Source organism: Blastomonas sp. (assembly GCF_041747255.1).
GTDB lineage: Bacteria > Pseudomonadota > Alphaproteobacteria > Sphingomonadales > Sphingomonadaceae > Blastomonas.
Genome location: NZ_JBGTFM010000360.1, coordinates 1 through 11,878 on the forward strand (window position 1 = coordinate 1; position 11,878 = coordinate 11,878).

Sequence of the window (11,878 nt, forward strand, 5' to 3'; positions counted from 1 at the left end):
GCGCTATTTCTCCCAATACCAGGGCTTGAGCGTGGCCGTACCAGTCACGGTTTCGTTCATCGTCGGCACCTCGTAAAGCCGACCATTAAGCATCACATGCGTGATCTTGTCAGACTGGCGGATATCGACATCGGGCTTGCCATCAATGATCACCAGATCGGCAAGCTTGCCCGTCTCAAGCGACCCGATGTCTTGGTCAAAACCCAGCGAGCGCGCGCCGCTGATTGTTGCGGTACGCAGCGCCTCAACCGGCGTCATACCGCCCTTGACGAACGACCACAATTCCCAGTGCGAGGCGAGCCCCTCTTCCTGGCCGTGCGCGCCGATGCTGACCGGCACCCCGCGCCGTGCCAGCTCAGCCGCTTCGCGCGCCGACCAGGTATCCGAATAATCCTCTTCAGGCGCAATTTCACGGCGCACATTGGTCGCTTCCAGCCGCCTGCGTGGCACATGCTTGCTGAGGATCGGATGCGTCCACACATCGGTATGGGCGCGCCAATAGGGGTCCCCTGCCGGGCCGCCATAAGTTACACCCAAAGTAGGCGTATACCCGACTTTTGTTTGGGCAAAAAAACTGCGCACGTCCTCATACAACCGTTCCTGCGGGATGTTGTGTTCAAGCGTCGTGTTGCCATCGGCGATGATCGTCATGTCCATGCCGAACAGCGAACCGCCCTCGGCGACACTGGCCAGATTGTCCGCCTGGGATGCCGCGACCACCTGCTGGCGCTGGTCACGCCTTGGCTGGTTGTAGTTCTTGACACTGTGTGCCCCCTGCGCCTTCAGACGGCTGGTGTGTGCGCGCGCATCGGCCAGACTTTCGATCTCGGCATAGACCCCCGGTGCCTTGGCTCCGTAGACGATTTCCCCTGTCGAAAAAATGCGCGGTGCCAGATATTTGCCGACGCGCTGATAGCTGGCTGCAGGAAAAATCTCGGATGCACGGTTCGATGGATCGTGGATCGTGGTGACGCCCAACGCAAGATGCGCGACCGCATTCCAGTTTTGCTGGGGGATGATGTCATCTAGCCCCTGCGGCCCGTGCGCATGCGCATCGACCAGCCCGGGGATGATCGTCTTGCCCGCCAGATCAATGATCTGCGCGCCTGTTGGCACTGCAACATTCGAGCCCACTGCGATGATGCGGTTGTCGCGCACCACCAACGTGCCGTTTTCGATGATGCCGCCAATATCGCTGGCCATGGTCACGATACGCGCGTTGGTGAACGCGACGGTGCCCGATGGCTTGTCTGCGGGTGCACTGACGTTGATCGCAACACCGCTCTTGGGTGGTGCAAACTTGGCGTCCGCCTTGCCAACCGGGCCAGCGCCGATCGCGCGCGCCACCTCCGCCGAATAGACCGTTGGTCCCAGCGACCAATTGAGCCGCTGGCCACCATGGCTCCATTGCAGATAGGTCGCACCGCCCTCGCTGACCTGCACCGCGGGCAGCGCGCCACCGCCCTTGCCCGCGCCAAGATCGACCGCGCCCGCCATGAACGGCATCACATGCGCGGCATAGTTCTGGCGGAAAGCGAGCGTGCGGCCATCGGGGGACAGCGCATAGGCACTGACCAGTTCACCGCTGGCGTGGGTGCGCTCGGCCTCGCCGTTGAGATCGGTGCTGACCAGAGCGGTTTTGCCTGCGACCGATTTGCTGAAGAATACCCGGTCTGATGCAGCGCCGAAATGCGGCTCCTCGCCGTCAACGGCGATCCGTTTCGCCTCGCCGCTCGCAAGGTCGAGCCGGTAGATGCCCGAAGACCCGCCCCAGCTGTCCGATGTGAGGCCGCCGCCGCTGCCCGCCTCATAGACGACGCTGCGGCCATCGGACGAAAACTGCGGTCGGCGGTAATGGCCGGGCTGGGTGCTGATGGTGCGTGCCTCGCCGCCGCCTGCACCCGCCACGCGCAGCTCGCCCAGTCGTGCATCATCCCAGCTGACATAGACGATCTGGCTCCCATCGCGCGAAAATGCCGGGAACAGTTCAAAGTCTGTGCCGCCGTTGCTGACCAGCGGCGTTACCGCGCCGCCGCTCGCAGGCTGGCTGTGCAGCTTGCCCAGAGCCTCAAAGACCATGCGGCTGCCATCGGGCGAGACGCTGGCAAAGCGCGGCATGGTCACAGCGACATTGTCGGGTGCAACCGCTTTTTGCGGACGGATCGGATCAATAATCGTGCGGCTGTCGGCAATGTTGAACGGGATAACGCTTGCCGTGCCACTCGCGACATTGATGGAGCGTATCTTGCCGCCCGCCCAGAAGACGAGCTGCCGGCTGTCTGGCGTCCATCCCATATTGGGATAGACCCCGTGCACTGCCCAGGTTTCCTGCACATCCTGATCGAGCGCGTCGTAAATCTTGCGCTCCTCGCCGCTGGTCAGGTCGCGGATGTAGAGCTTTGATTTCGCACGCTCGCGACGCACGAATGCGAGATACTTGCCATCGGGCGACGGCTCGGGTCGTGCCGCGCCACCGGGGCCGCCGGTAATCCGCTCGACCTTGCCGCTGGCCATATCATAGCGTTCGATGACAAACAGTTGCGCGTTGCTGTCCTGCGCATAGACAAAGGTCGGCCCGCTGGTTGCATCCTTGCTGTAGAAGATGCCGCTGCCATCGTGTGCGAACGCCGGTTCGCCGAGCTCCTTCTGGTGCGCCTCGCTCGGCCGCTTGACTAGCGGCACGCCATTACCGCCGCTGACATGGTAGAGCCACAGCTCTCCGGTGCCAAGCGAGCGCCCGGTGGTGAAATGCTTGCGCGCGACGATATACTGGCCGTCCGGGCTCCAACTCGGGTTGTTGAGCAGCCGGAAGGTTTCTTTCGTGAGCTGGCGCTTGTCTGAACCATCGGCGTTCATAATCCAAATGTTGTCGCCGCCGCCGCGATCAGACGTGAAGGCGATGCGGCCGCCATCGGGCGAAAAACGCGGATGCGTCTCAAATGCCAGCCCCTCGGCAATCCGCCTGGGCGTGCCACCGGACACTGGCATGGTATAGATATCGCCGAGCAGATCGAACACGATGGAATCGCCGTTTGGGCTCACATCGATGTTCATCCACGTGCCCTCATCGACGCGAATCGGGATTGTCCGGGTCTTCATCGGCGGCGCGTTGACGTCCCAGGCGGCTGGCTTGTCCTGTGCCATTGCGGGCATCGACAGGGCAAGCGCCGCAATAGCGGCGGACAGGCGAAACTTAAGCATACAGGACACTCCCCGAGTTTTTTATTGTCTGGCTCCACGCTAGCCGCTGACGCTTTGTCCGCAAACGAAAAAGGCCCGCCCCGCGCTTGCGGAACGGGCCTTTTCGATGAACGGAAAAACCGATCAGTAGCGGTATTCGTCTTTCTTGAACGGTCCGGTCTTGGCGACGTCAATGTAATCGGCCTGCTCGTCGGTCAGCACGGTCAGCTTCACACCCAGCTTTTCAAGGTGCAGACGTGCAACCTTTTCGTCAAGATGCTTGGGCAGCACATAGACCTGGTTTTCGTAGTTGTTCTCACCCTTGAACAGATCGATCTGCGCCAGCACCTGGTTGGTGAAGCTCGCAGACATCACGAAGCTGGGGTGGCCAGTGGCGTTGCCCAGGTTGAGCAGACGGCCCTTCGACAGCATGATGATGCGCTTGCCGCCGGGGAACTCGATCATATCAACCTGCGGCTTGATTTCGGTCCACTTCATGTTTTCCAGCGCACCGATCTGGATTTCATTGTCGAAGTGACCGATGTTGCCGACGATCGCCATGTCCTTCATCGCACGCATGTGCTCGAGGGTGATCACGTCCTTGTTGCCGGTGGTGGTGACAAAGATGTCGGCGGTTGCGACCACGTCTTCGAGCGTCTGCACCGCAAAGCCGTCCATCGCCGCCTGCAGCGCGCAGATCGGATCGATTTCAGTGACGATGACTCGGGCGCCCGCGCCCTGCAGCGATGCTGCCGAACCCTTGCCTACATCGCCATAGCCGCACACGACGGCGACCTTGCCCGCCATCATCACGTCGGTACCGCGACGGATGCCGTCAACCAGCGATTCCTTGCAGCCGTACTTGTTGTCGAACTTTGACTTGGTGACGCTGTCGTTGACGTTGATCGCGGGGAACGGCAGCTTGCCCTTCTTGGCGAGGTCATACAGGCGGTGGACACCGGTGGTGGTTTCTTCCGAAACGCCCTTGATGTTCTGCACGGTCTTGGTGAGGTAACCGGGTGACTGCGCCAGACGACGCTTCAAAACCTTGACGAAATATTCTTCTTCCTCGTTTGAAGGCGTGAACAGTTCTTCACCAGCTTCGACACGCGCGCCCCACAGCGCATACATCGTGGCATCGCCGCCATCGTCGAGGATCAGGTTGCAGGTTTCACCCTTTTCGGCGCCCCAATCGAAGATGCGATCGACATATTCCCAATATTCTTCAAGGCTCTCACCCTTGATGGCGAACACAGGGATGCCCTGCGCCGCGATGGCAGCAGCAGCGTGGTCCTGCGTCGAATAGATGTTGCAGGTCGCCCAGCGCACTTCAGCGCCCAGCGCCACAAGCGTTTCGATCAGCACGGCGGTCTGGATGGTCATGTGCAGCGATCCGGTGATCTTTGCACCCTTCAGCGGCTGCTCAGCAGCATATTCCTCGCGGATCGACATCAGGCCGGGCATTTCGGTCTCGGCAATCGCAATTTCCTTGCGGCCATATTCTGCGTCATCGATATTGGCGACGACATAATCACGTTCTAGGGTCGGGGCACTGGCCACAAATATTCTCCTGAATAACAGACCCGGACAGGCCAGAGGGGCCAGCGGGACACGTCGCCCCCATAGCCAGACTTGTGCATTCGATCAAATATAAAGATTCCTTTATATGATGTTTTGCCGCTGGCGCGTGCATCACGCTTGCAATGCAGCGCCGGTCGGACGACATGCACAACAACCGTTCATACCCAAACAGGAGCAAAGCCCATGATCAAAGTCGGTGACACCATTCCAAACACAAAGTTTGTCCGCGCGACCGCTGAAGGACCGCAACAGGTCGAGGCAAAGGACTATTTTGCTGGCAAGACCGTGGCGCTGTTTTCAGTACCCGGCGCATTCACCCCCACCTGCTCGGCACGCCACCTGCCCGGCTTCGTCGAAAAGGCCGATGCGCTGAAGGCCAAGGGCGTTGACGAGATCGCCTGCACGGCGGTCAACGATGCGTTCGTGATGGGTGCATGGGGCAAGGGTGCCAATGCCGATGCCATTACCATGCTCGCCGATGGCAACGGCGACTTTGCTGAAGCGGTCGGCCTCACCATGGACGGCAGCGGCTTCGGCATGGGCAAGCGCGGCCAGCGCTTCGCAATGGTCGTCAAGGACGGCGTGGTCGACAAACTGTTCGTTGAGGAACCCGGCGACTTCAAGGTGAGCAGCGCGGATTACATGCTTGAGCAACTTTGATTGAAAATAGCCCTCTCCCCTATAGGGGAGAGGGTTGGGAGAGGGGAATGCAATGCAGCTTGCCCCTCTCTGCTGCGACTAAGCGGCAAGCCGCCAAGTCTCGCGTCTCTCCCCTGAAGGAGAGAGAAAAGGCTGTTCAATACCCCATCAGGCTCAACACTTCCTCGCGGCTGCGATGGTCGTCGAGAAAGCAACCAAGCAAGCGACTCGTCGTCATGCTGACGCCAGGAGTGCGAACGCCGCGGGCGGTCATGCAGCTATGGCTGGCTTCGATCACCACTGCTACGCCGTGCGGCTTGAGATGCTCCCAGATGCACGCGGCAACCTCTGCGGTCAGCCGTTCCTGCACCTGCAGTCTGCGAGAAAAGCCATGCAGCACGCGCGCCAGCTTTGAGATGCCAACCACCCGGTCGCGCGGCATATAGGCGATTGAGGCCTTGCCGATGATCGGCGCCATATGGTGTTCGCAGTGTGACTGGAAGGGAATGTCCTTGAGCAGCACCAACTCATCATAGCCGCCGACCTCTTCAAAGGTGCGGCTCAAATGGGTGCTGGGATCTTCATCATAGCCTGAACAATATTCGCGCCATGCCCTTGCCACCCGCAGCGGCGTATCGCGCAAGCCTTCACGTTGTGGATCGTCGCCCGCCCAGCGCAATAGCGTGGTGATCGCCTCCTGAACGTGCTCGGGAACCGGAATCTTGCTGTTCGATCCCAGATCATTGTCGTCGTCGGCTTCATGATAAAGCATGTTTTTGCTGCTGCCCCTCTTTTATCTTGATGCATGTCAAATAGGAACCGGCGGAAGGGACTGCAAGGCACAGGCCAGAAGACGTCATAGCGCGCAATGCTGCCGCATTTACCGAAAGGTATGCTTTTGATGGCAATCGGTAAGAGACCGACCGGCAGCAGGAGCAACCATGGGCCAGAAAGCCTCCGCCAGATTGAACGATCAAACGCAGCAGGCCCACGTGATCACGTGCGCGCTGGAAGCTGGCCTGCCGGCAGCGCTCGACCAGCTTGGCGATACGACAGACCCAGCGCGCAGCTTCATGCGCCGTGCCTGGTACAAGGCCGACACGCACAGGGTGACGTGCACGCTGCTGGCGCGGCGACGCGATGGCACGCCGATCCTTGCGATCCCCACTCGCGCCATCGGGCCGATGGTGCTGCGCGCACGCGCCGTCTCGGCAAGCTATTGGCCATATCGCAGTTTCCCGATGGCAAAAGATGCCAGCGATGCTGAAATCGCTGCGTTTCTTGGCTGTGCGATCGTTCAGCGCAACATCGGTGCCGCGTTGCGGATCGGCCCGGTTTACAGCAATGATCCGGCCGTCGAGCGCCTGGCTCGGGTCGCGCGCGATATGGGATGGTCCGTCCTCACCCGTAACCTTGGCACCAGCTTCGTTCAAAACATTGCCGAACAGGTCGAACAGGGCATTTGGCCAAGCAAATCGCGACAGCGCAAGCTGCGCAGCTACGAACGCAAACTGCGAGACGCCCATGGCGAGCTGCGCGTGGCCTTCCACAGCGGTAACGACTGGAATCAAACGGTCTGGGACGACCTGGCTGCGATTGAGGCAGACAGTTGGGTTGGCACAAAAACCGATCATTCCGGCGCCAAATTTATCAATACCGCCAGTCTGCAGCACTGGCAGACTGTTGCTGCTGATCCGGTCATCGCTGGCAGACTGCGCGCGACCATTCTTTATGTCGCTGACCGACCGATTTCCTTTTCGTTCGATTTGCAAGCCGGCGATGTCCAATATGGCATTGCTTCAAGCTATATTGAGGAGATGGCCCGCTTCAGCCCGGGTCAAATCGTCACGTCATGGCTGATCGACGACGCGATTGCTCGTGGCATACGTCAGTTCGACTGGGGTTTGGGCGACAACGGCTACAAGCGTGATCTGGGCGCGGTTGCAGGCCCGGAGTTGGTCGACCTGTTATTCGTGCGCGGCCCTGTGCTCGCTGCAGCGCTAAAGCCGCGCTGGGAACAGACAACCGAATCCATCAGCCTCGCGCTTGCTGCTGGCCTGACCGCATCGCTCGGAGAGATCGGCAGATCGGGCGCAGTGCAAATGGACCGCCTGGTGCTGCCCGGCCTCGCATTCGCTGCAGCCGCAATCGCGATGGGCGAATAAGCGACGGCGAAGCGGCAATGATTGTGCAGTCGGCAACTATCACCGACTGCACATCCACAAGGGCGTCAGGCGGCTTCCTTCTTCCGGCTCTGCTTCTTGCGCTCGTTGGGATCGAGGAAGCGCTTGCGCAGACGGATATTCTTGGGGGTGATTTCCACCATTTCATCGTCGTCGATATAGGCGATCGCCTGTTCCAGGCTCATCAGGCGCGGCGGTGTCAGACGGATGGCGTCGTCCTTGCCGGTCGACCGGAAGTTGGTCAGCTGCTTCGACTTCATCGGGTTGACTTCAAGGTCATCGGGCTTGGCATTCTCGCCGATAATCATGCCTTCATACACGGGCACACCCGATCCGATGAACAATGCACCACGGTCTTCCAATGCGTTAAGCGCATAGCCTACCGTGTCGCCGGTGCCGTTCGAGATGAGCACACCAAGCTGACGCCCGGTGATCTGGCCCTTGTAGGGTCCATATTTCTCGAACAACCGGTTCATGATGCCGGTGCCGCGCGTATCAGACAGGAACTCGCCGTGATAGCCGATCAGCCCGCGCGAAGGCGCGCTGAAAGTGATGCGGGTCTTGCCGCCGCCCGAGGGACGCATGTCGGTCATCTCAGCCTTGCGGATCGCCATCTTCTCGACAACGGTGCCCGAATGCTCGTCATCGACATCGATGACCACAGTTTCATATGGCTCGGTGCGATTACCGCCCTCGTCCTCGGCGAACAGCACGCGCGGACGCGAGATGCCGAGTTCAAAACCCTCGCGGCGCATTGTCTCGATCAGCACGCCGAGCTGCAGTTCGCCGCGCCCGGCAACCTCAAAGCTGTCCTTGTCAGCGGCCTCGGTCACCTTGATGGCGACGTTCGATTCGGCTTCGCGCAGCAGGCGGTCGCGGATCATGCGGCTGGTCACCTTGGTGCCCTCGCGGCCCGCAAACGGGCTGTCGTTCACCGCAAAGCGCATCGATAGCGTCGGCGGGTCGATCGGCTGCGCGTGCAGCGGCTCGGTCACTGAAGGTTCGCAGATGGTGTTGGCGACGGTTGCGGTGGTCAGGCCCGCAATCGAGATGATGTCGCCCGCGTTGGCGATGTCTACCGGCACGCGCTCAAGCCCGCGAAACGCCATTATCTTGGACGCACGCCCGGTCTCAACGATCGCCCCCAGGGGATCGAGCGCATGGATCTGCTGGTTGGTCTTAACTGATCCGCTGAACACCAGACCGGTGAGAATGCGTCCCAGAAAGTTGTCGCGGTCGAGCAGGGTGACGAGAAACTTGAACGGGCCATCGGGGTCGGCTGAGGGCGCGGGGACATGCTCGACGATCTTCTTGAACAGCGGCTCGAGCGTGCCTTCGCGCACGTCGGCGCTGTCGCCGCAATAGCCGTTGCGGCCCGAGGCGAACAGCACGGGGAAATCGAGCTGTTCGTCACTGGCTTCGAGTGAGACAAACAGATCGAACACTTCATCGAGCACGTCCTGCGGACGACCATCGGGACGGTCGATCTTGTTGACGACAACGATGGGCTTCAGCCCAAGCGCCAGCGCCTTACCCGTGACGAACTTGGTCTGCGGCATCGCGCCTTCGGCTGCGTCCACCAGCAGGATCACGCCATCGACCATCGACAAGATGCGCTCCACCTCGCCGCCGAAATCGGCGTGGCCCGGGGTGTCGACGATGTTGATGCGGGTCAGGCCCCCATGCTGGTCATCCCATTCGATCGAGGTACACTTGGCCAGAATGGTGATGCCGCGTTCTTTTTCGAGATCGTTCGAATCCATTGCGCGCTCTTCAACGCGCTGGTTGTCGCGGAAGGTGCCTGACTGACGGAAAAGCTGGTCAACAAGGGTGGTCTTGCCATGATCGACGTGCGCGATGATGGCGATATTGCGAAGGGACATGAAATAAGCCTGTAACTTGCGGGGATTGCCGGGCGACCGTCACCCGGCACGCCACTCTCGCCGGGCCCATAGCCCATGGCTTGCTGCGGCGCAACAACTTGCGCGTGGCAGGGGGCATGCTGTCGTCGCTCTCTTCTCTTGATAGCCGAAGTTAAGAGGGGCCAACGCGCAGCGGGTGGCTTGCGACGGGCTCAAACTGAGCGAGCCTTGAGGACGAAAGGCATGCTTTTTTTAGTTTGCCCTTCCTCGGTCATGGAGTCACGACTTCATCAAGATGAACCAAGTACCAACAGGAAGATGGTTATATCAGCAAGGATGTGAGCCACGATTGGGGCAGCAAGTCCGCCCGTTGCGTGCCGCAGCCATCCGAGCATGACACCATAAAACGTAGCGAGAGCGACACCCGACCATCCGCTTGGAAAGCCTGCCCAATGCAGTGCGCCAAACGACAGGGCTTGAATCAGAATGGCGAGCCGGATGCTGGTGTGCCCGGCCAACCAGGATTGGATCGCGCCGCGCCAAATCAGCTCTTCCATCGTCGCATTGAGCAATGCAAAGCCGAGCGCCGCAGAAATCAGCACCAGTATGTTGCCACGGGGAACCATCGCACGGAAGCTCTCCAGATTGGGTTGTAAAAGCTCGGCCCAGGTCACCAAGGCGACCGTCGCAAGACTTGCGATCGCAAAGGCTGCAAGCCACAGTTGCGCATTTGCTTCGCCCAATTGCCAACCCAGCGAAAGGCGCGATTTTGGCTCCCAGACACGCGCGGCCATCGCTGCGATCATCAGCGGAACGAGCAGATGCCACGGCCAGGTGAAAAGGTCTTTCAGCAGCGCGGCTAAAACAAGAAACGCTGACGCAAACACGATCACAAAGACCAAGGAATGCTGATTTCGGTATCGAATTGCAAGAACTGCCAGAACCAGTCCAGCAACCAATGGAACGGCCATTATGCCGAGCTCCAGCGGGGGGATAAGCGCGACGGCCAAGAGTGACAGCAGACCAGCCGTCCGTCCTACTTCGGTCAAAGCTCGCACCGACAAAACAGCTTCATCCTCACGCCGTCTACCGCTTTGCCGAGCTACAACCAGCTGACGACTAAACACAATAAGCTTTATTGCTCGATTTTGCCCGGTGGGCCTGCCGCGTTGCCTACTCTGCGCACACCCCGTGCCACATATCGCGCGGCATCTCGACGCGCAACGGCGGGCCACCTTTCGGATCGGGAATGCCGTCGTACCACATAGCGCGCGCCAAATCAGGCAGGAACAGACCGAAGGGGGCCGGGCTTATCGATTGCGGCGGATCGGCAATGTATTTGAGGCCATTGGTTTCGCCCGTGAAGGCATGGAAATAGAGCGTCTCGGTGGTCTCGCTGTCGATGAGGTTCGGCGGGCCGTTGTCGTCGCCCGGCCCATCCACCGCCATGATTGACGCACTGCCGAAGCCGTTCGATCCAGCGAAGGCGAAATGGCGCAGGAAGATCACCGCGCCATCCTCGTCGCGCTGTTCGAGGATGGCCACCAGATCGCTTTGGGCGTTGGGCGCAAATTTTGGCTTCACGAAGCGCATGAAAAAGCCGCTGGGCCAGGGCGCGCGATATTCCGCCCGCAATATTGAGCATGACAAGGGCCTGACCAACACCGCAGGGCCGGGCCTGAAATCGAGCGTATCGATGCTCAGCCGGTTATCCACGATCTTGAAGCTCGCATAAGCCTCTCCCGCCGTCGGGCAGCAATTGCCATCGCCCTCGCGCCAGACCGGGAAGCTGCTGCCGAGGCCGTGAAAGCCGTATTCCACGCCCTTCCAGAGCGCCATCCCCGTAGGCAGCAGCGCGGGCAGTTCGTCTTTCCAAGTGGTCATGCCGATGTTCACCCATTGCCCGCCGCGATCGAGGAACAGCACGTCAGCATTGCCCTCGCCCGAGCCGGCAGTGCGCGCGGGCAGGTGCAAAATGACTTCCCCGCCATTGTTGACGAGACGCGGCGGTAATGGTTCGCCGTCGGTGGTGGCGATGCCGATCAGCTTGGGCGCGCCATCGGTGATGTCCCACGCCACCGCCATGCGCAGCGGCACCCCGCCACCGGGCTCAAGCCCGGCGAGCATCTGCCAGGCAACGCGGCGCTCGGTATCCGTGGCGCCCGTCGCCAGAAACCTTGCGGCCTCGACATGGCAGGCCTTGATCGCGGTGACGTGGCAGGTTTGCGCAAACGCTGCATCCAGCGCCTGAGGGCTCTCGACCGACTGCGCGATGATCACCTGAGCACGGATCTCGGTGAGCACATAGCCCAGGCTCTCAACGATGCGTGCGGTATCGCCGGTTTGCGGCGCATCATCCGGACTGTATTCAAAGCCACGGCGCAACTCGCTGATCACCTCGGCGCGGCGATCGGCTATCGCGGTTTTGCGCGT

General features: G+C 60.6%; 8 protein-coding genes. 2 read left to right on the forward strand and 6 right to left on the reverse strand.

What is annotated here, in order from left to right:
- Positions 1–3 precede the first annotated feature (3 nt).
- Both ACEW8G_RS12245 and ahcY read right to left on the reverse strand, forming a co-directional pair.
- Entirely contained in the window at positions 4–3,201 is a 3,198-nt protein-coding gene (locus ACEW8G_RS12245) for an amidohydrolase family protein (RefSeq protein WP_373488696.1), read from the reverse strand.
- Positions 3,202–3,324: 123 nt separating this feature from the next.
- A complete protein-coding gene (gene ahcY, locus ACEW8G_RS12250; protein ID WP_373488697.1) occupies positions 3,325–4,740 on the reverse strand; it encodes an adenosylhomocysteinase in 1,416 nt (471 codons plus the stop codon).
- Positions 4,741–4,944: 204 nt separating this feature from the next.
- Here ahcY and ACEW8G_RS12255 point away from each other — a divergent pair, with 204 nt between their 5' ends.
- The gene (locus tag ACEW8G_RS12255; RefSeq protein ID WP_373488698.1) at positions 4,945–5,421 is read left to right on the forward strand and encodes a peroxiredoxin; all 477 of its coding nucleotides are present in this window, start codon (positions 4,945–4,947) and stop codon (positions 5,419–5,421) included.
- 136 nt (positions 5,422–5,557) lie between these two features.
- Here the strand turns inward: ACEW8G_RS12255 and folE are convergent, their stop codons facing one another.
- The gene (gene folE, locus ACEW8G_RS12260) at positions 5,558–6,172 is read right to left on the reverse strand and encodes a GTP cyclohydrolase I FolE (protein ID WP_373488699.1); all 615 of its coding nucleotides are present in this window, start codon (positions 6,170–6,172) and stop codon (positions 5,558–5,560) included.
- Between the two features lie 169 nt (positions 6,173–6,341).
- On the opposite strand from folE, the gene ACEW8G_RS12265 reads away from it, so the two are divergent.
- The gene (locus tag ACEW8G_RS12265) at positions 6,342–7,565 is read left to right on the forward strand and encodes a GNAT family N-acetyltransferase (RefSeq protein WP_373488700.1); all 1,224 of its coding nucleotides are present in this window, start codon (positions 6,342–6,344) and stop codon (positions 7,563–7,565) included.
- A gap of 65 nt (positions 7,566–7,630) precedes the next feature.
- Here ACEW8G_RS12265 and typA read toward each other — a convergent pair whose 3' ends face one another.
- The 3 genes from typA to ACEW8G_RS12280 all read right to left on the reverse strand — a co-directional run.
- On the reverse strand, positions 7,631–9,466 hold the full coding sequence (typA, locus tag ACEW8G_RS12270; protein WP_373488701.1) for a translational GTPase TypA: 1,836 nt from the start codon (positions 9,464–9,466) through the stop codon (positions 7,631–7,633).
- Between the two features lie 269 nt (positions 9,467–9,735).
- Positions 9,736–10,416, reverse strand: coding sequence for a lysostaphin resistance A-like protein (locus ACEW8G_RS12275; protein ID WP_373488702.1), 681 nt, complete (start codon positions 10,414–10,416; stop codon positions 9,736–9,738).
- 202 nt (positions 10,417–10,618) lie between these two features.
- A partial coding sequence (locus tag ACEW8G_RS12280) for a hypothetical protein (protein WP_373488703.1) occupies positions 10,619–11,878 on the reverse strand: 1,260 nt, incomplete at its 5' end.

Bases quoted from the DNA above. Each gene is read 5' to 3' on its own strand.
- ACEW8G_RS12245 (WP_373488696.1), bottom strand. From the start codon at position 3,201: ATGCTTAAGTTTCGCCTGTCCGCCGCTATTGCGGCGCTTGCCCTGTCG.
- ACEW8G_RS12255 (WP_373488698.1), top strand. From the start codon at position 4,945: ATGATCAAAGTCGGTGACACCATTCCAAACACAAAGTTTGTCCGCGCG.
- folE (WP_373488699.1), bottom strand. From the start codon at position 6,172: ATGCTTTATCATGAAGCCGACGACGACAATGATCTGGGATCGAACAGC.
- ACEW8G_RS12265 (WP_373488700.1), top strand. From the start codon at position 6,342: ATGGGCCAGAAAGCCTCCGCCAGATTGAACGATCAAACGCAGCAGGCC.
- typA (WP_373488701.1), bottom strand. From the start codon at position 9,466: ATGTCCCTTCGCAATATCGCCATCATCGCGCACGTCGATCATGGCAAG.
- ACEW8G_RS12275 (WP_373488702.1), bottom strand. From the start codon at position 10,416: ATGGCCGTTCCATTGGTTGCTGGACTGGTTCTGGCAGTTCTTGCAATT.